This is a genomic window from Devosia sp. P3_B2 (assembly GCF_056402875.1).
In genome coordinates this window covers 127,039-145,826 of record NZ_JBFUGO010000004.1, presented here as the reverse complement: position 1 = coordinate 145,826, position 18,788 = coordinate 127,039, and the positions used below count along the sequence as shown (strand labels likewise).

Here is an 18,788-nt window from a genome sequence, read left to right as displayed (position 1 = left end):
GAGATCAACCGGATGCGTTCCGTAACGCCCCTAATCGCCGTGCTGCGCGCTGCCGCGCTGGTGGTCCTCGTGGTCGCTGTGGCGGCCTGTTCGCGCAATGGCGCTGGCGGCACCGGCGTCGGTAACCTCGGGCCCGGTGGCGGTGCCCCCGGCAGCCAGCAGGAATTCCTGGTGAGCGTCGGCGACCGCGTGTTCTTCGAGACCGACTCCTCGAACCTGACGCCGACCGCCCTGGCGACCCTCGACAAGCAGGCGCAGTGGCTCAACCAGTACCGCAACTACCGCATCATGATCGAAGGCCACGCCGATGAGCGCGGCACCCGCGAGTACAACATCGCGCTGGGCGCCCGCCGTGCCTCGATCGTGGTCAACTACCTGACCTCGAAGGGCGTCGACGCTCGCCGCATCACTTCGAAGTCGTTCGGCAAGGAACGTCCTGTGGCCATCTGCAACGATATCTCGTGCTGGTCACAAAACCGCCGTGCTGTGACGGTCGTACAATAAGCTCGAGCGAACTTCGGGGCGGAGGTCGCGGCCACGCGATGTCTCGCGCGTAATCCCCGAAGCTTGTTCGTACTGGAGGCATAAGCGCCGGGCGCCAGCGTATTTGGGCCCGGCGCTTTCTTTTTGTCGAAATCCTGCGCTAATCCAAGCACGTGCAGCGCCCGCTGCGAGCGACCTCCTTGGACCCGACGGAGCTTTGATGGTGAAACTCCCCCGAATTCGCGGATCGGCTTACCGACCCGCGATCTATGCCACCCTGTTTGCCGCAGCGCTGGCGGTTCCGGCCTTCGCCGCGACCAGCCCGTTGCAGGTCGGCCAGACGAGCCTCGTGCCGCCGCGGGCGATCGCGGAAACGCGCATCCATGTGGCACAGAACCAGCAGTCGAGCGCCGAGTTGCTGGTGCGCATCCAGGACCTCGAGGAGCAGATCCGCTCGCTCACCGGCCGCGTCGAAGGGCTGGAGTTCCAGCTGACCCAGATGCAGACCCAGCTCCAGAAGCAGGCTGAGGACAACGAGTTCCGCTTCCAGCAGCTGGAAGGCGGTGCTGGGGGAAAACCGCAGGCGGCAGCGCCAACTGACGGCGCGACGCCGTCCAATACGCTGCCGCAGACCCCGGCCCAGCAAGCTCCCGCAACCGCCGCAACACCGGAAGCGCCGGCCACGGCCGCGCCGATGGACGATCTGCCGCTCGCCGATCTTAACGGCGAGCCGATGGACAGCGTCGGCGATTCCGCCGATCCGCTGCTCAAGGGCGGCGTCGACCAGCTCGGGACCATGACAGGGGAGGATCCCCTTGGCGGGCGTCCGCTCGATCTGTCCCTCGGTGGCGGCGGCGAAATCTCCAATGGCGATGCAACGGCGCAGTACGACGCCGGCTACGACGCCATGACCCGCGGCGACTATGCCTTTGCGGCCGACCAGTTCCAGCAGTTCGTCGCGCTCTATCCCGACGATCCGAAGGCGCCCGATGCCATCAACTGGCTGGGCGAAGCACTGATCCAGCAGGGCCAGTTCACCGATGCGGCGCAGGTGCTGGCCGATGGCTACACCAAGCACAAGGACTCGAACCGCGCTCCGGACATGATGCTGAAGCTCGGGGTGGCGCTGGTTGGTGCAGACCAGGTGGATGTGGGCTGCCGCACCTTCTACACGCTGAAGCAGCGCTATACGCAGCTCACGCCCGCCTTCACGCAGCGGCTGGCAGAGGAAGCCCAGAAGGCCAAATGCCCGGTGAGCTGATCGACAGCGAGGCGGTCTTCGCCCCGCTGGCCGAATTCCGGCGGATCGGGCTCGCCGTCTCAGGCGGGCCCGACAGCCTGGCGCTCATGCTGCTGGCGGCAGAGTTCGCCAAGCGGCACGCGGCGCATCAGCGTTTTGTCGTCTACTCGGTCGATCATGGCCTCAGGCCCGAGGCGGCAGGGGAGGTGGCCTATGTCACCGAGGCCGCCGGGAAGCTCGGGTTTACCGCCCGCGGCTTGCGGTGGGAGGGGCCGAAGCCGGCGACCGGCATCCAGCAGGCCGCCCGCGCCGCCCGCTACGGCTTGATCGCCGAGGCGATGGCGACCGACGAGGTCGAGATCCTCCTCACTGCGCATCACCTCGTCGACCAGGCCGAGACTGTGCTCATGCGGTTGGCCCATGGCAGCGGCGTCGAGGGTTTGCGCGGCATGGACTACCTGGCCGAGATCGCCGGCCTCGTCGTCGTGCGGCCGCTGCTCGGCGTCGATCCGGCGGATCTCGCAGCCCTGGTCGCGGCTTCCGACCTCACACCCGTTGCCGATCCCAGCAATTCAGACACCGATTACGAGCGGGTCCGCTGGCGCCAGATGCTGCCGCAATTGGCGGCTCTTGGGCTCGATGCGCGCCGGCTATCGCGCTTCGCCAACCGCATGCGCGATGCCGACCAGGCGCTGGCAGCTATTGCGGCCACCCTCGCGACCGCCGTCGACCCCCGGACCGGGAGCAGCGGCGTCACGCGCGCAGTCCTGCTCCAATCCCCGCGCGCCGTCGCGATCCGGGTCATGGCGAACCTGCTCAATGCCGTCAGCGGCAGGCAGAAGCCGCATGATCTCGCACCCATCGAAGCGCTGACCGATCGCTTGCGGATGGAGCCAGCCCTGAAGCGGACAAGTTTGCATGGTTGTCTCATCGAGAGCGACGGGGTGACGATCGTCGTCGCGCGGGAGCCGGGCCGGCAGGCGGCACGTCAATCTCGCGTGAGGTCCGAGCCACCCGTGACACGGAATTAACCGGAAAAGCGCAAGCTCTCTCGACTTTTCGGCCAAACCGCCGCACGAGTTTCGGCCCGCCGCTACCTTGTAAGGCCCAGGAGCGAGGCCTACATTCGCTCCAACTCTCCGGCCTCTCCCGTGCCGGACTTCAGGACAGGATTGATGAACGTCAATTTCCGGAACTTCGCCATCTGGCTGGTGATTCTGTTCATGCTGATGGGCCTGTTCCAGGTCTTCCAGTCGTCGACCAAGTCGATCTCGATGACAGACAAAAGCTATAGCCAGTTTGTTTCCGACGTGGACGCGGGCAGCGTGAAGTCGGTGACCATTACCAACGACATCGTCTCGGGGGTGTTGAACAACGACACCAAGTTCGAGACCGTGCTCCCGCAGGGTGCCGATATCATTTCGCGCCTCGAGGATCGCGGTGTGCAGATCACGGCCCAGCAGCCGGAGTCGAGCCCGTTCTGGGGCATGCTGCTGACCTCGTGGCTGCCGTTCCTCGTCATCATCGGCGTGTGGTTCTTCTTCATCCGGCAGATGCAGGGTGGGGGCCGTGGCGGCGCCATGGGCTTCGGTAAGAGCCGCGCAAAGCTCCTGACCGAGACGCAGGGCAAGATCACCTTCGAGGACGTCGCCGGTGTCGACGAGGCCAAGCAGGACCTCGAAGAGATCGTGGAGTTCCTCCGCGATCCGGGCAAGTTCCAGCGCCTGGGCGGCAAGATCCCGCGCGGCGTGCTGCTGGTCGGCCCGCCGGGTACCGGTAAGACGCTCATCGCGCGCGCCGTCGCCGGCGAGGCGAACGTGCCGTTCTTCACCATCTCGGGTTCGGACTTCGTGGAAATGTTCGTTGGCGTGGGGGCTTCGCGTGTCCGCGACATGTTCGAGCAGGCCAAGAAGAACGCGCCGTGCATCATCTTCATCGACGAAATCGACGCCGTCGGCCGTCACCGTGGCGCAGGCCTCGGCGGTGGTAACGACGAGCGCGAGCAGACCCTGAACCAGCTGCTGGTGGAGATGGACGGCTTCGAGGCGAACGAGGGCATCATCCTCATCGCCGCGACCAACCGCCCCGACGTGCTCGATCCGGCGCTGCTGCGTCCGGGCCGCTTCGACCGCCAGGTCGTGGTTCCGAACCCGGATGTGCAGGGTCGCGAGAAGATCCTCAAGGTGCACGTCCGCAAGGTGCCGCTGGCTCCCGATGTGGACCTCAAGGTGCTGGCTCGCGGGACGCCCGGTTTCTCCGGCGCGGACCTGATGAACCTCGTCAACGAGGGTGCTCTGCTCGCGGCTCGCCGCAACAAGCGCTTCGTCACGATGAGCGAATTCGAGGATGCCAAGGACAAGCTGATGATGGGCGCCGAGCGCCGCACCCTCAGCCTGACCGAGGAAGACAAGAAGCTCACCGCCTATCACGAAGCCGGGCACGCGCTGCTCGCCATCAAGATGGACGCGTCCGATCCGATCCATAAGGCTACCATCATTCCGCGCGGTCGTGCGCTGGGCATGGTGATGCGCCTGCCGGAGCGCGATCAGGTGTCGCTGACCCGCCGCAAGGCCTACGCCGACCTCGCGGTCGCCATGGGCGGCCGCGTCGCCGAAGAGGAGATCTTCGGCTACGAGAAGGTGACCTCGGGCGCCTCGGCGGACATCAAGATGGCAACCGGCCTCGCTCGCGCCATGGCCACCGAATGGGGCATGTCCGACAAGCTTGGCCCGCTGCTCTACGGCGACAACCAGGACGAAGTGTTCCTCGGCCGCTCGATGATGCAGCGCCAGGTGCATATGTCGGACGAGACCCAGCAGGTGGTCGATGCCGAGGTGAAGCGCTTCGTCGAGGAAGGCTACCAGACGGCGCAGAAGGTGATCCGCGAGTACATCGACGATCTCCACACCATCGCCAAGGCGCTGCTCGAGTTCGAGACGCTGACCGGCGACGAGATTCGCGGCCTGATGGAGGGCAAGACCCCGCTCCGTCCGTCCGACACCGATACTCCGGTCAAGGGCACCAGCGTGCCGACCGCCGGCAAGACGGGCAAGAAGCGCCCCGACGCCGACCCGGGCACCGCTGCCGAGCCGCAGCCGGGCAATTAAAGCCCGTCGCTCGCAAGATCAGGGCCGCCCTCCGGGGCGGCCCTTTTGCTTTGTGGTGCACAGACCGGTATGAGCCCCACATCCGCCCGGATTTCCGGGTTAACGAAACGGCACCAATCTATTTCGTATGCTTGGGGCTTGGCGCTAAAATTGCGCCATCCCAATCGAGGGGGGCTTACCCAATGGCGCGCAGGTATTTCGGCACGGACGGTATTCGCGGGCTGGCGAACGGCGACAAGCTGACGCCGGAGCTGGCGATGAAGGTCGGCATGGCGGCGGGCCTCAAGTTCGTCAACGGCGACCACCGCAACCGCGTCGTCATCGGCAAGGATACCCGCCGCTCCGGCTATATGATCGAGAGCGCGCTCACCGCCGGCTTCACCGCCGTGGGGATGGATGTCTACCTGCTCGGCCCGATGCCGACGCCGGCCGTTGCAATGCTCACGCGGTCGCTGCGTGCCGACCTGGGCGTGATGATCTCGGCGTCGCACAATCCGTTCGACGACAACGGCATCAAGCTGTTCCGCCACGACGGCTACAAGCTCTCCGACGCGCTCGAGGACGACATCGAGCAGCTGATGGATTCCAACATGCTGGGTGCGCTGTCGCAGGGCCGCGACATCGGCCGGGCGCATCGCGACGAGGCGGCGCAGACCCGCTACATCGAATATGCCAAGCGCACCATGCCCAAGGGCGTGGACCTCAGCGGCCTGCGCGTGGTGCTCGATTGCGCTAATGGCGCGGCTTACAAGGTGGCGCCCACGGCGCTGTGGGAACTGGGTGCCGAGGTGTTCGTCATCGGCAACGAGCCGGATGGCTTCAACATCAACGACAAGGTCGGCTCGACAGCGCCGGAAGCGTTGATCGCCAAGGTCAAGGAACTGCGCGCCGATATCGGCATCGCGCTCGATGGCGACGCCGATCGGGTGATCATCGTCGACGAAAAGGGCGAGATCGTCGATGGCGACCAGTTCATGGCAGTGATCGCCCAGTCCTGGCATGCGCGCGGCGAACTGCGCGGCGGCGGGCTAGTTGCGACGATCATGAGCAATCTCGGGCTCGAGCGTTATCTCGGTGGCATCGGGCTCAACCTCGAGCGCACCCAAGTGGGCGACCGCTACGTGCTCGAAGCGATGCGCGCCAAGGGCTTCAATGTCGGTGGCGAGCAGTCGGGCCACATCATCCTCACCGATTTCACCACTACCGGGGATGGGCTCATTGCCGCCCTGCAGCTACTGGCCGTGGCCAAACAGGCGAACCGACCGGTGTCCGAGATCTGCAAGCGCTTCGACAGGGTGCCGCAACTGCTGCAGTCGGTCCGCTACAAGGAGGGCAAGCCCCTCGAGCACAAGCTGGTGCTGCAGGCGATCAAGGAAAGCCAGGCCCGCCTCGGCACCACCGGGCGCCTCGTCATCCGGCCCTCCGGCACCGAGCCGGTGATCCGGGTCATGGCCGAGAGCGACGATGAGGGGCTGGTTGCCGCCATCGTCAGCGAGATCGCCGCGACCATCAAGAAGGTGGCTTAGGCCCGTCAAACTCTCCTGGCCGGTGCATTCACTGCCCCTAACGGGGCAGCTGATGGCGTTCATCGAACTCATCGTCGCCCATTCCTGACGGGAAGGCACAAGGGCGGAGCAGGGGGTGGGATAGGAAGCCGCCAAGTAACGACGCAGTCCCAGTAAGATTTCGTTTACGTATCTCCTTCACCCACAATTAGGGTTACCCGTTAGGGTTAAGCCGCTTTTAAGAAAATCCGGGCAGGATGCGTCCACTCGACTGGTGTCGTCGTGGCAACAAGGACCCTGCATAATGCGTAGATATTTTGCTTCAGCGGCTGCGGTAGGAACCGCCCTGCTGCTCGCCGGCCCCGTGGTGGCGGCCGATATGCCCGAATATCCGATCGAAGTCCCCGAAGTCGATTACGACATCGGCGGCTCGTTCTACCTGCGCGGCTCGGCTGCGCTGAACTGGCACTGGGCCCCTGAGGTGGTGCACCCGTCGAACGGCGAGATCAACGAGATCGTCGAGTATGGCTACGGCTACAGCTGGGGCGCCGGCTTCGGCTATGAAACCGGCACCGGCCTCCGTTTCGACGGCACAATCGACTCGGTTGAGACCAAAGGCCTGAAGATCACCAAAGTTGCGCCCGATCCGGATCCGGGTGACTACACCCTGATGCTGCGCTCCACCGTCGCGCTTGCCAACGTCTATTATGACTTTGGCCTCGGCGGCGACTTCACCTATTCCTCGGGTGCCGGCGGTGCCTTCGGCTACGTTGGTGCGGGCGCTGGTGTCGCCTGGAACCATGCCGAGATCAATTCTCCGCTTGGCGCGACGACTCCGGTCCCGACCGGCGGCAACGTCAGTGCTGCAGCGGCCGTCATGGTCGGCGTCGGCTACGACATGGGCAGCTGGGTGGCGGATGTGGGCTATCGCGGCCTCTACATCAACCAGATCAACAACGCGCCGACCGATCCCACGACGACCAGCTACTACGAGATCAACAACAACTGGATCCACGAGCTGCGCGGCACCGTCCGCTACCGCTTCAACTAAGCAGCCGGACGACACCAGTCCGACCCGGAACGGCGCCCAGAAGGGCGCCGTTTTGGTTTGTTGTCAGCGAACTGTCAGGTTCGCTCGCGTAGTTTTTCGCTATGCAAATCAATGGTATCGGCAAACTCTACGCGAATGGCGAAACGCTCGCCGACGTAGAATTCACCCTCGTGATGACCCCGGGCTTCCCGGCCGGACGAGGCGAGTTGCGCTGCGAGACGCCAGCGCTTCACGAGGCCTACGGGGCCGACGTGGCGGCGCTGTTCTTCGCCGACTGGGGCGACCCCATCGAGATCATGATTGTGGGCGCGCCGGACGGTCCGGTGGCGGATTTCGTCACGGTAGGCGAATCGCCGCTACTGGGACGAATGAGCCCTGAAGGGAGTCGGTACTCCCACCTCACCAGGAGAAATTGACGCCGGCCCGGCCGCCGACAGTGCCGCGGCCAAGGCCGACGCCCACCGCGCCGTTGAATGTCAGCCCGCCGCCGGGAGCAAAAGCGCCGCCGACGCCGACAGCCGATTCCCCATTGAAAGTTCCGAAATTGACGGCCGCCCCGAAGGTCTTGCCGTCGTCGATGGTCGCCGCAGGCAGCGCCAGGCTGACCGCCACGCCCTCATTGGCGTCCTTGGCCTGCTTGGCAACCTCGGTCTCGCCGAAGGCGGTGCCATCTGGCGTCTGCCACCGGGTCTCGCCCGTGTTCGCGTTGACACACGTGGGGGTGCCGGGGATGTAGAACCACCCCGAGCCGTACAGTGGGCAGGCTACGACGTCGCCCGGAGCAGCGGACGCAGGTGATGCAGACAAAAGCGCGGCCAGGGCCGCGGTGGCGAACAGTATGCGCATGGTAATACCCCCAAAAAATTGCACCGACAGTCTCGCTGGGGCCGAGTCGCTCACATAGATCAATTGCCGGGTGCACAGCTATTTTCGCGCCATTGCGGATCGCGCGTGCATCGACCGACTCGATCCCCGGGGCTAAATATCCCAGATGAATCCTCCGTCTATCACCATCGAAGATCGCACTCTCACGCGCGCCGACGTCATCGCACTCGGCGATGATCCCATCCGTCTACTCGGCTGCAATCTCGAGGAAACCAAGCTCGCCGACCTCGATCTCACCGGCTGGATATTCGAGCGCTGCTCGCTCGTGCGCACCGATCTCGGCAATGCGACGCTGGAGCTGACGCGCTGGCTCAACTGTCGTGGCGCCTTCGCAGTCTTCCGTGGGGCCAACCTCGAAGACGCAGCGTTCCGTTCGTCCGACTTCAACAATGCCAGCTACCGTGGTGCGGTGCTGTCCTCGACCTCGTTCGAGGATTGCAAGCTGACCGGTTGCGACATGGCGGAGGCCAAGGCACTCGGAGTGCGCTTTACCAACACCCTGCTGGTTTCGGCGAAGCTCCCCGGCTTCAACTTCCGCAAGGATAAGCTGGTGGGTGTGGACCTCAGCTCGGCCGACCTCGTCAAATGCGATTTCCGAGAAACCGTGTTCGAGAATTCGAGCCTCCGCGAGGCCAATATCGAGCAGGCGCGGTTTCAGGATGCGGACCTGCGCGGCGCCGATCTCGGTGGCCTGCCGATCCTCGCCCAGGCCGGACGCTTCAAGGGTGCGGTGGTCTCGGCGGCACAGGCCGAGCTGATCCTCAGCCAGACGGGTATCAAGGTGCGGGCGCGCTGAACCGACAGCGTGAGCCGTCGCATGTACCTAAGCAGTTATGGCTGCAGGAGGACTAGGGTTTCCTTAGGGTTGTCGCCTTATCGTCGCGGCGTTTGGGGCGCTGTTCACGCCGAGAGACGAGCGTCTGTGCCGAGAACGGTTCCCACTGCCGATCAGTACACCCGGAGCTCTTTTCATGATCAAGATACTTGCCGTCATTCTGGCCGCCGCGACTTTGCCGGCGCTGCCGCTTTCTGCAGTAGCAGCCACCCAGTTCGCCGACTCGTCCGCCAGTTCGCTGTGTGGAGAGGCGGGCGCCGAAGGCTACAAGCGGCCTGGCGGCTTCTGCGAGCAGCTCGACGATCTGAAGTCGCTGGTCGATGATGTGGATGACGATGCTTGCGCCACGGTGGGCGATGCCGGCTTCCGCTACGACGAAATCCAGGGCCGGCTGCTCGTCGCAATGCCGATCGACCCCTGCTGCAATTTCGCGGAGATCGTCCCTGCCGACCATCTGCCGCCGGAAGGGATTCTCGTTGCCACTAGCGGCTGCCCGATCTGATCGAGCGAACCGTTGATCCAATGGGCCCGGTGTAGTTCGGGCCCATTGTCCTATTCCCCGAGCTGAAACCGCTCGAACCGCCCCAGCTCCTCCTCGAGCATCGCCTTATGCTCGGCGGCGCTGCCCTTGCCCACCCAATGCCACGCCTGGATCAGCACCTTGCCGGCCGCCCGATCAGTCTTCAGGTCCATGGCTGCGACGATCTCGTCGCCGGCCAGCACCGGCAGGGTGAAGTAGCCGAATTTGCGCTTGGCCTTGGGCACATAAGCCTCGAACACGTGGTCGTAGCCGAAGAACAGGCTGGTGCGGCGGCGCTGGATGGCCATCGGGTCGAACGGCGAGAGAATGTGCACCAGCGGTGGGCCTGAAGGCTCCGGCGTCGCCACTGCCTCGGGCGTCGCGTAGTGCAACGTCGGATCGTCCCCGATGGTCACCGGCAGCAGCGCCTTCTTCCGCAGCCGGGTTTCGATCTGCTTGGCCAGTTCCGGCGAAAAACGCAGTTTCGGATGCATGACCGAGGGGCCGCTGATCAGCCCCTGTGCGGTCAGCGCCCGATCGAGCAGATAGCTATCGATCTGCTTCGGTGTCGCGGGCTTCGGCAACTTGCCGAAGTGCCGGCTCATCAGCTCGTAGGTCTTCACCATGCCGTTGCGTTCGGAGATGGTCAGCTCGCCGCTATAGAAGCCGTATTGCAGCACGCGCTTACTTGGCTTGCGGCTGCCCCACGGGTGATCCTTCTCCACCAGCTCGTCGTTATCGATATCGCGGATGGAGATCGCACCGTCCTTCTTGATCTGGCGCAGCAGCTTCTTCAGGTCGTTCGGATCGGCATCGGCATACCAGCGCATGGGCTCGCTGCGGTGCTGGCGCATCTCGCTGAGGTAGAACGCCAGGTCGCGCACCGGCACATAGGCCAGCGCGTGGGTCCAGTACTCGAACACCGACTTGTCGACCGATTGCGCATGCGCCAGGTCGCTGCGCCGATAGTTCGGGATGCGGGTGAAGAGGATGTGGTGGTGGGCGCGCTCGATGACATTGATGGTGTCGATCTGCACATAGCCCAGGTGCTCGACCGCCTTGCGCGTCGCCTCCGGCCCATCACCGAACGGCTCGCGCTCATCGAGCCGCTGGGCGTGCAGCCAGATGCGGCGGGCGTGGGGCAGGGTGATGTTGAGTGGCTTCTTCATACTGACAAACCTAACGCACCATCCTGCCAAGGCGTGTCAGGCTTTCGCGCATCATTTCTTCCACATCGCCAGCAGCCCGGCACCGACGTCGACCCGGGGCGCAGCCGGGGCGATGCCACTGATCGCCGCCGCCTTCACCGCCGGCCAGAACATGTCGTCGAACAGCGGCAGCATAGCCTTGGTGATGAAGCGGCTGCGCTGCGCGTAGACGTGCTTGTCACCATAAGGGGTCTGCTGGTGCACGTAGAAGCGCTGCGGGATCATCAGATGCAGCTCGTCCTTGGCGCGGGTCATCGCGACGTAAAGCAGCCGCCGCTCCTCTTCCAGCTCGTGCGTCGAGCCGGTCCCGAGGTCAGACGGAATGGCGCCATCGACGACGTTCAGCACATGCACGTTTTTCCACTCCTGCCCCTTGGCCGAGTGGATGGTCGACAGGATCAGGTAGTCCTCATCGAGTAGCGGCACGCCGGCCTGGTCCGAGGTCGCATCGGGCGGATCGAGCGTCAGCTCGGTGATGAAGCGCTCGCGGCTGGGGTAGCCGGCGGCGATCTGCTCGAGCTGGTAGAGGTCTTCCTTCCGAACCTCTGCATCCTCGTACACCGCCTCCATCAGCGGCTCGTACCACATGCGAGCCCGCAGCAGTTCGGCCGGCCAGCCGCCACCGCCCTTGCCCAGATGCTCCACCACTTCGAGCAGCGCTGGCCAGCTCTCCGAGCCACGCGGCGGGGGAGGGGCGTTCAGCAACTCGACCAGCGGGTCGGCGCTATCCGCCATCAGGTCCAACACCTTGCCCGCCGCACCCGGCCCGATCCCCGGTAGCAGCTGCAGCACGCGAAAACCGGCGACGCGGTCGCGCGGGTTATCAACGAAGCGCAGCAGCGCCAGCATGTCCTTGACGTGCGCGCTGTCGAGAAACTTCAGTCCGCCATACTTCACGAACGGAATGTTGCGGCGCGTGAGTTCGATCTCGAGTTCGGCTGAATGCGACGAGGTGCGGAACAGCACCGCCTGCTGTTTCAGCACCGTGCCACCCTCGCGACAGGCCAGCACGCTCTCGACCACATAGCGGGCCTGGCTGGGCTCGTCCTTCACCGTCACCAGCCGAGGCTTCTCGGTCGCCGCCCTCGAGGTCCAGAGGTTCTTGGTGAAGCGCTCGGCGCTCTCCGAGATCACCGCATTGGCAGCCTCGAGGATCGGCTGGGTCGAGCGGTAGTTCCGGTCCAGCGTCACGATCCGCGCCGGCGGGGTGAACGCGGCCGGGAAATCGAGGATGTTGCGCACCGTCGCGGCGCGAAACGAGTAGATCGACTGCGCGTCGTCGCCGACCACCGTCAGCCCATCGCCCGCCGGCTTCAACGCGAGCAGGATCGAGGCCTGCAGCCGGTTGGTGTCCTGGTACTCATCGACCAGCACATGGTCGAAGCGACCAGCAATGTCCTCGGCAATGACCGGTTCCCGCATCATCGCGGCCCAATAGAGCAGCAGGTCGTCGTAGTCGAGCACCTGCTGTTGTTGCTTCTGCTCGACATAGGCGCCGAACAGCTCGCGCAACTGCGGCCCCCACATGGCGACCCACGGAAACGCCTGCTTCAGCACCACGTCGAGGTCGTCCTGCGCGTTCACCACGCGCGAATAGATGGCGAGGCAGGTGCCCTTGGTGGGGAAGCGCTTCTTCGCCTCCGAGAACCCCATCTCGTGGCGGATGATGTTGATCAGGTCGCCCGAGTCTTCCCGGTCGTGGATCGAAAAGCCCGGGGTCAGTCCGATCTGCTCGGCATGCTCGCGCAGCAACCGCGCGCCGATGCCGTGGAAAGTGCCGGCCCAGCTCAGCGCATCGGTGATCACGCCGGACTTGGCGCCCATCACCTGCGCCACCAGCCGTTCCACCCGGCGCTGCATCTCGCTCGAAGCGCGGCGCGAAAACGTCATCAGCAGGATGCGGCGCGGATCGGCGCCCTTGACGATCAGATGCGCCACCCGGTGCGCCAGCGTGTTGGTCTTGCCCGACCCAGCCCCGGCGATCACCAGCAGCGGCCCGCCCAGATGCTCCGCCGCCTGTCGCTGCTCAGGGTTTAGCTTGTCGAGGTAGTGAGGGGCAAGGGCAGTCTGCACGCGAATCGATCCGGAAGAGAGTTCCGGATCAGGAAGCACTATTCGCGGTTTGTTCGCAATTCATGCTCTCGCTCACCCTCGGGTACCCGGCGCCAGATCAGCAGCGCCAGGGCCACCAATGGTGCCCCAATCAGCGGCAGTGCCATGGCGCCAAGGCTGTCCACGACGATGCCACCGACGGCGGCGGCCACGGCCATGCCAATCATGAACGCCGACATGTTGAGCGAGATGGCGACCGGCACCGCTCCGGGGGCGATCTGGGCCATATGGCTCGCCACCGCGATCGAATAGGTGCGGACCACGAAGCCCTGCGCGCCGACCGTCAGCATCAGCGCTGGCAGCGCCAGGCCCGCCGGCAGATGCGGCAGCGCCACGAAGATCGCCATCACGGCGATCACGGCCAGCCCGGCAATCGTCGCCGTTCGCCGGCTGCCGAAGCGGTCGGACATCCGTCCTGCGGTGGCGCTGCAGGCAATCGCTCCGATCCCACCGCTGAGCAGCACCAGCGGCAGGGCGTCGTAGCCGACACCAGCCGCCGTCAGCAGCGCGCTGACATAGACGATCAGCGGCGACGACCCGATCATGAACACCAGCGTCGATAGCAGCGCCGTGCCGATAGCGGGGTTGCGGAGCACCCTCAATCGATCGCCGATGCTCATCGTGTCGCCGAGCATGCCGCGCGGCAGCTTCACGTAGAGCGCCAGTGCCGCCAGTCCCGCCATGATTGCCAGGGCGACGTATACGGACCGCCAGCCCAGATGTGCCGCCAGCAGCGCGCCCAGTGGCACGCCGGCCAGCGCTGCGATGGCCTGCCCCATGCTAATCACCTGCATGTAGCGTCCGCGCTGGCCCGTTGGAGCCAGCATCGCTGCAGTCGCCATCGCCGTCCCCGTGTAGGTCCCGGCCACCACCGCAAGGACGGTGCGGACCACGACCAGACCCTCGAAGAACGTCACCAGCACCATCAGCAGCGCGCAGACGGCGAGCCCGAACTCCGACCAGGCAAGGATGCGCCGCCGGCCAACCCCACCGAGCAGCAGCGCGAGGAGCGGCGGGCCAAACGCGTAAGCCAGCGAGTAGAACAGCACCAAGAGGCCCGCCTGCCCGAGGCTGACCCCCAGGTCGGCGCCGATCAGTGGCAGGATGCCGGAAATCAACCCGCCTTCGATGGCGCCGACAAAGGCTGCCAGCGCCAGCCAGAATAACCGCGTATCCATAAAACCCCCCGCCACTTCATGTACCGAGTCGGGTGGCAAATGGGGAGCAGGAGTTGCCGCTTTCCGCTTCGGCGCTGCCCCCCAAATAGTAGGGGGCAGTCATCCCTTGGGTTCCGCGGTCGGGCTTCAGCCCGAGCTGTCCTCCGACCTGCCCAGCTCCCGCTGCCTCAGCAGGAACGCCACGCCGGTGGTGTAGCGGTCGTGCAGCCTCGCGAACCGGCCGAGCGTGTCCTTGGGAACGCCGATCTCGATCAGCTCCTCATGCATGTCCTTGAGCCGCTTCTCCATCTCGTCCATCTCGAGGATCAGCCGCTCGATCTGGTCTTGGGTCAGTCGAACCATCGTTGCCATTAGCTGCCTCCTTCAAGGCTTGCTGCACAACTACTTACCGGCCTTCCGCGCTGCGTTCTCGTCGAGACGCGCCTGCACCAACCGGGTCACCAGTGCATCCGGGATCGGCTTGTCCGGGGTGAAGCGCACCGTGCCCTTCGAGGTATCGAGCCCCTCCAGCTCGGTGGCCAGCGCTTCCATCACCGCCGGGCTCTGCACGTAGAGGGCGCAGTGGTTATTGGCGGCTCCGAACGACACCAGCGCACCGTTCTGGCGAAACGCTGGGATGCCGTAGCCGACATACTCCTCAGCTTCCGGGGCGGCGGCGATGATCACCCGGCGCAGGTGCTCCAGCGCCTGCCGCTGCGGCGCGGGCAGCACATCGAGGAAGCCGCGGGTGGTCTCGGGCATCGGTTTGGCCATGACGATCTCCACTCCGACCATAACCTCGCACGACCGCTGCCGCGTTGTCAGCACTCCCCGGTGGTTGCTGCTATGCAATTGAAATCGTTAAACTATTCATGTTACACTCTTGTCATGCGGGCGAAGTCGCCTGATGCTCATCCGGTCGCCCGCCCATCGGAGGTGCCTGATGTCGCCGCTGACTACCCCCCATGCCGATACGGAAGGTTTCGGCCTCACCACTGCGCAGATCATCTACCGCGTGCCGGACCACCTGGACCTGCTGCAGGATTTCGTCTGGCAGCAATACGACGTGTTCCCGCAGTTCCCGAACCTCAAGAAGTTCCTCGCCTTCTGGGAGGAAAAGATCGAGGGCCCGCTGCATTCGATCACTGTGGCGCATGCACGGTTGATCCACCCAGTGGAGTTGAGGGCCCTGAGGGGCGCCCGGCTCCACTAGGATCGGTATTCGGTCCCGCCGGATCAGGATCCGCTATCGTCTCGAGGGTCACAATCGCTGTCTAGCGCCTGCACCCCGTCCGGGATGACGTCGTCTTCGAAGCAGTGGTGGTCGTCGCCGCCGCCCGGCGTGCTCGCCAGTGAGTTGGTCTCGGGGCCGATATTGCTCGGCAGGCAGTTCGCTGCGTGCACATCCGGCGCCGAGATCAGCACGCCGGCGCAATCGATGAAGTGCTGCATGGGATCGACGCTTTGCGGCGTCACAGTTTGAGAACTCGCCGCCCCCGCAAGAATGAGCAGGCTGCCGGCGGTGACGCCGGCGACGATGCCGATCATACGAAGGTATTTAGCGAGGCCAGTTCCAGTCGAGAACGCAGTCATGCGAAATCTCCCTTAAGCCCTCCCGCGCATCGGGAAGTAAAGCACTGGTCCCGTAAGGCGCATAGCCAAAAAACAGCTAAAGCTGTTCACTTTTCCCAGAGCGTGTCGCCGGTCGTCATTTCGCGATAAAGCAATATGGCGGATAGGCAATGCTGGGTAGAGTCGATACGGGTTCGCAAAACATAAGCGCCGTTGAGAAAGGCGCCCACAAAGTTCTTGAGCTTGGGGTCCTCGTAGTAGTGACCGGGGCCGAATTCGAGGCGGGTGGCGTCGGGTAACTGCAGAGCGAGCGCCAATGGCAGTTCGCTCTCCACCTTGCCCCGCAGTTCCGCCGCCAATGCTGCGTCCCCCGCCTGATCGAGCGCGAACGAGGCTGCTGCAAGCCCTTCGAGCGCTGCGCAATTGTTCATCCGATTGTCGTTGGCCGGCATCAGCTTGCGCACGTAGTTGGCGCCGAAGCTTACGATGAAGTCGCGATAGCGGTTGTCGCCCGTAGTGCGGAGGCGTTGAGCCGCCGCCATCAGCCCCCAATGGGCGAACATCGTGTCGGGCGTCTCGAGGTACTTCAACATGGCGCCAGCCTCGAGCCGATCGAGCATCGCGGTCACCTCGGTCGCATCGGGGGCGAGCTCGGCATAGTGCGCCAGCGCCAGCCAGGTCTCGCCAGTCGAATAGGAATCCGCCTTGCTGTCCTCAGGACGCTGCGCGATGCGACCGTCCGCCAGTTGCTGGGCGGCGAGACCCTTCAGCCAGAGCACGCGAAGGTCCGGCCGGAAGTCACGGCCGATGGCACGGCTATGGAACAGCTCGGCGAGCAGCGCCAGGGCGGTGCCGCCGGCCCGGCCACCCTCAAGTGTCAGGTCCTCCGAGATCAGCGTGCCGTCGTCGCGCTTGACCGAGCGAGCCTCATAGTAGCCGATGGCACGGGCCGCCGGCTCCTCAAAGCCGGCCTTGCCGCTGAGGAAATAGAACTGGTTGAGCACGAACCCGGCGCCAGCCTGCCGCACGACGTTATCGGCGGTAAGGAAGCGGGAGCGGAGAAAATCGAACTCGTAGAGGAAACGCCCATCCGCCGCCTCGACAGCGACGAGATAGCGGGCGGCGGCTTCGGCGCGTTGTTCGACGGCGGCCCGGCTCAGATCCGTTTCCGCACGCGCAGTGGCGGTGCAGATGGCGAGCGCTGCAAGAAGAACGAGAACGGCACGGCGGATGGTCGCATGCATGAGCAGCCTCCGGTTCCGAAAGCAGCATAGCGCCCGGTCAGGCCCCGGCGGCAAGCCCCTTCAGGTAGTAGCGCCACGGTTCGGACTCGACGAAGGCCCAGTCCGGTATCGGCCGACGGCCGGCCAGCAGCGCCTTGAGCCGCTCGACCAGCAGTAGTGCGTCGGCGGTTTTGGCGCGAACCCGCTTGGCTCGGTAGCGGTCGGCGAACTCAGCAGGCAATCCGGCACCGGCGATGATTGCCTCGACTGTGCGGTCGGCGAAATAAATCGATTGCGCCGACAGGCGCAGCGCTATGGCTTCCACTCCGGTTACGCCCATCGCCGCGACCGTTGCTTCGACATCGACCAGCGGCTCGCTCAGCGGCATGAAGTCGAGCTCGGCCGGCGCATGGGCGAGGCAGACATCGGCATCCTCGATGCGGGCGCCGCTCACGTAGCTCTCGGCGATCGGCCCGACCGCCTCCATGCCATACGGGGCGCATTCACCTGCTCGCAGCGCTCCGATCGACGCCGCGCCGAGCACCCGAATACCCTGCTTCAGTGCGAACAGGATTTCCTTGTGCCAGACCGAGGGCACGAAGCCGAACACCCCATCGACCAGGCCGATGGCATCGGCGCCATCGAGCACGGCACGGTGCAGGTCGCCCTGCCGCGCCGGCGGGCGGACATCGAGCCCGGTGCTGTCATAGCTCTGCCCCGCGAGCGACGGGCCGGCGAACAGGACTTTCACAGGAACCCCAGCATGGCAGCAGTGGCGCGCGAGCCTGGACGCCAGTTGCGGTTGGTGAGCCGATCCTCGAGGCCCGGCACGTAGAGCTTCACCACGCTGATGCCGATGCTCTCGCCGCCCAGCGGAATGGCGACGATGCGCTTCAGCCCGGCGCTGGCGAGGCCGGCCTGCAGCGCAGCAATCAATTCGTCCTCGCCGGTGCCAGCCGGCAGGCCGATCGGGGCGGGCCGGGTGGCCGGAGCTTCCTCGGTCAGCACGGCTATGCTGCGCGCCAGTTCGAGCTCGTATTCGCCCTCGGCGATGTCATCGCGCGCCCCGGCAATGTTGGTGATCCGGGTCTGCGCTGCCTCGACGATGGCGCGACGGGCGGCGATCGCCGCTACCGGGTGGCAGCTGGCGCCGGTCGCGGCGTCGAAGTGCTTGTCGGCGCCGTCGTGGGGGGAGAGCACGGCATAGATCACCGGCACGCCGATATTGCTGGTCTGGTCGAACAGCCGCAGCCGGTAGCCGGCGCGGGCGATCTGCTTGGTCAGCGCATCGACCCCGGCATCGCCGAACGCCGCAGGCGATACGGCCGTCGCCTTGGCCGCCGTATCCGACTTGTAGCCCCAGAGGCACACCGCGTCGCGCTCCACCACTTCGCAGAGCGCGTGCAGCAGCGCACCCGACAGCCTTGTGCCGGCAGCGATGCCGTTGGTCGATTGCGACAGGCGGGGCAGGTCGCGCGGCGGCGTGCCGAGCACCACGGCGTCATAGGGAACCAGCACCAGTGCCCCGGTATCGAGCGCGAAGCCCTCCACCCAGGTGATCGGTTGCTTCTCGTCGACCGCCGCGTCGCGCGGCAGCAGGTGCGAGACGTCGAGCAGCTCGTGCCCGGCAGCGCGTGCCTCGGCGTTGCTCATCGTGCGCCGGGTTGTCTCCGGCGCTTCGGCAATTGCGTATTCCGCGGCTTCCATCACCGCCGAGATCTGCGCCGAGATGTCGTCGATGCCCTTGCCCTGGTGGCTGGCGATGGTCGCCGAGTTGGGACGGATGGCGGCGTAGCAGGGGATGCCGATCCGATCGAGGCCGGTCTGGCGGGCGAGGCGGGTGATGCCGAGCTTGTCGAAATGGAAAGACAAATCCCGCAGCAAGGCCGC

General features: G+C 65.2%; 20 protein-coding genes. 10 read left to right on the top strand and 10 right to left on the bottom strand.

Going from position 1 to position 18,788, the window contains the following annotated elements; translation table 11 throughout:
• The first annotated feature begins 12 nt into the window (after positions 1-12).
• The 7 genes from pal to AC1DV8_RS07900 all read left to right on the top strand — a co-directional run bounded on the left by pal (position 13) and on the right by AC1DV8_RS07900 (position 7,802).
• The gene (gene pal / locus AC1DV8_RS07930; protein WP_477149824.1) at positions 13-504 is read left to right on the top strand and encodes a peptidoglycan-associated lipoprotein Pal; all 492 of its coding nucleotides are present in this window, start codon (positions 13-15) and stop codon (positions 502-504) included.
• 199 nt (positions 505-703) lie between these two features.
• Positions 704-1,744 (top strand): tol-pal system protein YbgF, encoded by a 1,041-nt coding sequence (gene ybgF, locus AC1DV8_RS07925; protein WP_477157074.1) that lies wholly within the window; start codon positions 704-706, stop codon positions 1,742-1,744.
• Positions 1,729-2,754 (top strand): tRNA lysidine(34) synthetase TilS, encoded by a 1,026-nt coding sequence (tilS, locus tag AC1DV8_RS07920; RefSeq protein WP_477149822.1) that lies wholly within the window; start codon positions 1,729-1,731, stop codon positions 2,752-2,754. The genes ybgF and tilS overlap by 16 nt, the downstream gene beginning before the upstream one ends.
• 144 nt (positions 2,755-2,898) lie before the next feature.
• Positions 2,899-4,830 carry an ATP-dependent zinc metalloprotease FtsH gene (gene ftsH, locus AC1DV8_RS07915; RefSeq protein WP_477149821.1) on the top strand — a complete coding sequence of 644 codons (1,932 nt, stop codon included), beginning with the start codon at positions 2,899-2,901 and terminating at the stop codon, positions 4,828-4,830.
• 182 nt (positions 4,831-5,012) lie between these two features.
• Positions 5,013-6,356, top strand: a complete 1,344-nt coding sequence (gene glmM / locus AC1DV8_RS07910; RefSeq protein WP_477157073.1) for a phosphoglucosamine mutase — start codon at positions 5,013-5,015, stop codon at positions 6,354-6,356.
• Between the two features lie 283 nt (positions 6,357-6,639).
• On the top strand, positions 6,640-7,386 hold the full coding sequence (locus AC1DV8_RS07905) for an outer membrane protein (protein WP_477149819.1): 747 nt from the start codon (positions 6,640-6,642) through the stop codon (positions 7,384-7,386).
• A 101-nt stretch (positions 7,387-7,487) separates the two neighbouring features.
• Positions 7,488-7,802, top strand: a complete 315-nt coding sequence (locus AC1DV8_RS07900; protein WP_477157072.1) for a hypothetical protein — start codon at positions 7,488-7,490, stop codon at positions 7,800-7,802.
• Here the strand turns inward: AC1DV8_RS07900 and AC1DV8_RS07895 are convergent.
• A complete protein-coding gene (locus AC1DV8_RS07895) occupies positions 7,786-8,232 on the bottom strand; it encodes a YadA C-terminal domain-containing protein (RefSeq protein WP_477157071.1) in 447 nt (148 codons plus the stop codon). The genes AC1DV8_RS07900 and AC1DV8_RS07895 overlap by 17 nt on opposite strands.
• Positions 8,233-8,377: 145 nt before the next feature.
• Between AC1DV8_RS07895 and AC1DV8_RS07890 the strand changes: the two genes are divergently transcribed.
• Together AC1DV8_RS07890 and AC1DV8_RS07885 are read left to right on the top strand one after the other, a co-directional pair.
• Complete coding sequence (locus AC1DV8_RS07890) at positions 8,378-9,067, top strand: pentapeptide repeat-containing protein (RefSeq protein ID WP_477157070.1); 690 nt, start codon at positions 8,378-8,380, stop codon at positions 9,065-9,067.
• Positions 9,068-9,242: 175 nt separating this feature from the next.
• A complete protein-coding gene (locus AC1DV8_RS07885; protein WP_477149815.1) occupies positions 9,243-9,608 on the top strand; it encodes a hypothetical protein in 366 nt (121 codons plus the stop codon).
• Positions 9,609-9,658: 50 nt separating this feature from the next.
• Here the strand turns inward: AC1DV8_RS07885 and AC1DV8_RS07880 are convergent, their stop codons facing one another.
• The 5 genes from AC1DV8_RS07880 to AC1DV8_RS07860 all read right to left on the bottom strand — a co-directional run bounded on the left by AC1DV8_RS07880 (position 9,659) and on the right by AC1DV8_RS07860 (position 14,877).
• Positions 9,659-10,795, bottom strand: a complete 1,137-nt coding sequence (locus AC1DV8_RS07880; RefSeq protein ID WP_477157069.1) for a winged helix-turn-helix domain-containing protein — start codon at positions 10,793-10,795, stop codon at positions 9,659-9,661.
• A 51-nt stretch (positions 10,796-10,846) separates the two neighbouring features.
• On the bottom strand, positions 10,847-12,907 hold the full coding sequence (locus AC1DV8_RS07875) for an ATP-dependent helicase (protein WP_477157068.1): 2,061 nt from the start codon (positions 12,905-12,907) through the stop codon (positions 10,847-10,849).
• A gap of 38 nt (positions 12,908-12,945) precedes the next feature.
• Positions 12,946-14,124, bottom strand: a complete 1,179-nt coding sequence (locus AC1DV8_RS07870; RefSeq protein ID WP_477157067.1) for an MFS transporter — start codon at positions 14,122-14,124, stop codon at positions 12,946-12,948.
• A 126-nt stretch (positions 14,125-14,250) separates the two neighbouring features.
• The gene (locus AC1DV8_RS07865; RefSeq protein ID WP_477149811.1) at positions 14,251-14,475 is read right to left on the bottom strand and encodes a hypothetical protein; all 225 of its coding nucleotides are present in this window, start codon (positions 14,473-14,475) and stop codon (positions 14,251-14,253) included.
• Positions 14,476-14,505: 30 nt separating this feature from the next.
• Complete coding sequence (locus AC1DV8_RS07860; RefSeq protein WP_477157066.1) at positions 14,506-14,877, bottom strand: iron chaperone; 372 nt, start codon at positions 14,875-14,877, stop codon at positions 14,506-14,508.
• 169 nt (positions 14,878-15,046) lie between these two features.
• On the opposite strand from AC1DV8_RS07860, the gene AC1DV8_RS07855 reads away from it, so the two are divergent.
• Complete coding sequence (locus AC1DV8_RS07855) at positions 15,047-15,316, top strand: protein usg (RefSeq protein WP_477149809.1); 270 nt, start codon at positions 15,047-15,049, stop codon at positions 15,314-15,316.
• 23 nt (positions 15,317-15,339) lie between these two features.
• On the opposite strand, the gene AC1DV8_RS07850 is transcribed toward AC1DV8_RS07855, so the two are convergent.
• The 4 genes from AC1DV8_RS07850 to AC1DV8_RS07835 form a co-directional block, all read right to left on the bottom strand.
• Positions 15,340-15,696, bottom strand: a complete 357-nt coding sequence (locus AC1DV8_RS07850) for a hypothetical protein (RefSeq protein ID WP_477157065.1) — start codon at positions 15,694-15,696, stop codon at positions 15,340-15,342.
• Between the two features lie 86 nt (positions 15,697-15,782).
• On the bottom strand, positions 15,783-16,919 hold the full coding sequence (locus tag AC1DV8_RS07845; RefSeq protein ID WP_477157064.1) for a hypothetical protein: 1,137 nt from the start codon (positions 16,917-16,919) through the stop codon (positions 15,783-15,785).
• Positions 16,920-16,956: 37 nt separating this feature from the next.
• On the bottom strand, positions 16,957-17,649 hold the full coding sequence (locus AC1DV8_RS07840) for a TfuA-like protein (protein ID WP_477157063.1): 693 nt from the start codon (positions 17,647-17,649) through the stop codon (positions 16,957-16,959).
• Positions 17,646-18,782 (bottom strand): YcaO-like family protein, encoded by a 1,137-nt coding sequence (locus AC1DV8_RS07835; protein WP_477157062.1) that lies wholly within the window; start codon positions 18,780-18,782, stop codon positions 17,646-17,648. Before AC1DV8_RS07835 ends, AC1DV8_RS07840 begins: the two co-directional genes overlap by 4 nt.
• Positions 18,783-18,788 lie beyond the last annotated feature (6 nt).

Excerpts from the sequence above, each read along its gene's own strand:
- AC1DV8_RS07855 (WP_477149809.1), top strand. The coding sequence starts at position 15,047 with ATGTCGCCGCTGACTACCCCCCATGCCGATACGGAAGGTTTCGGCCTC.
- AC1DV8_RS07905 (WP_477149819.1), top strand. The coding sequence starts at position 6,640 with ATGCGTAGATATTTTGCTTCAGCGGCTGCGGTAGGAACCGCCCTGCTG.
- ybgF (WP_477157074.1), top strand. The coding sequence starts at position 704 with ATGGTGAAACTCCCCCGAATTCGCGGATCGGCTTACCGACCCGCGATC.
- AC1DV8_RS07850 (WP_477157065.1), bottom strand. The coding sequence starts at position 15,696 with ATGACTGCGTTCTCGACTGGAACTGGCCTCGCTAAATACCTTCGTATG.
- AC1DV8_RS07870 (WP_477157067.1), bottom strand. The coding sequence starts at position 14,124 with ATGGATACGCGGTTATTCTGGCTGGCGCTGGCAGCCTTTGTCGGCGCC.
- AC1DV8_RS07845 (WP_477157064.1), bottom strand. The coding sequence starts at position 16,919 with ATGCATGCGACCATCCGCCGTGCCGTTCTCGTTCTTCTTGCAGCGCTC.
- tilS (WP_477149822.1), top strand. The coding sequence starts at position 1,729 with ATGCCCGGTGAGCTGATCGACAGCGAGGCGGTCTTCGCCCCGCTGGCC.
- AC1DV8_RS07880 (WP_477157069.1), bottom strand. The coding sequence starts at position 10,795 with ATGAAGAAGCCACTCAACATCACCCTGCCCCACGCCCGCCGCATCTGG.
- pal (WP_477149824.1), top strand. The coding sequence starts at position 13 with ATGCGTTCCGTAACGCCCCTAATCGCCGTGCTGCGCGCTGCCGCGCTG.
- glmM (WP_477157073.1), top strand. The coding sequence starts at position 5,013 with ATGGCGCGCAGGTATTTCGGCACGGACGGTATTCGCGGGCTGGCGAAC.
- AC1DV8_RS07900 (WP_477157072.1), top strand. The coding sequence starts at position 7,488 with ATGCAAATCAATGGTATCGGCAAACTCTACGCGAATGGCGAAACGCTC.
- AC1DV8_RS07860 (WP_477157066.1), bottom strand. The coding sequence starts at position 14,877 with ATGGCCAAACCGATGCCCGAGACCACCCGCGGCTTCCTCGATGTGCTG.
- AC1DV8_RS07885 (WP_477149815.1), top strand. The coding sequence starts at position 9,243 with ATGATCAAGATACTTGCCGTCATTCTGGCCGCCGCGACTTTGCCGGCG.
- AC1DV8_RS07865 (WP_477149811.1), bottom strand. The coding sequence starts at position 14,475 with ATGGCAACGATGGTTCGACTGACCCAAGACCAGATCGAGCGGCTGATC.
- AC1DV8_RS07895 (WP_477157071.1), bottom strand. The coding sequence starts at position 8,232 with ATGCGCATACTGTTCGCCACCGCGGCCCTGGCCGCGCTTTTGTCTGCA.
- ftsH (WP_477149821.1), top strand. The coding sequence starts at position 2,899 with ATGAACGTCAATTTCCGGAACTTCGCCATCTGGCTGGTGATTCTGTTC.
- AC1DV8_RS07890 (WP_477157070.1), top strand. The coding sequence starts at position 8,378 with ATGAATCCTCCGTCTATCACCATCGAAGATCGCACTCTCACGCGCGCC.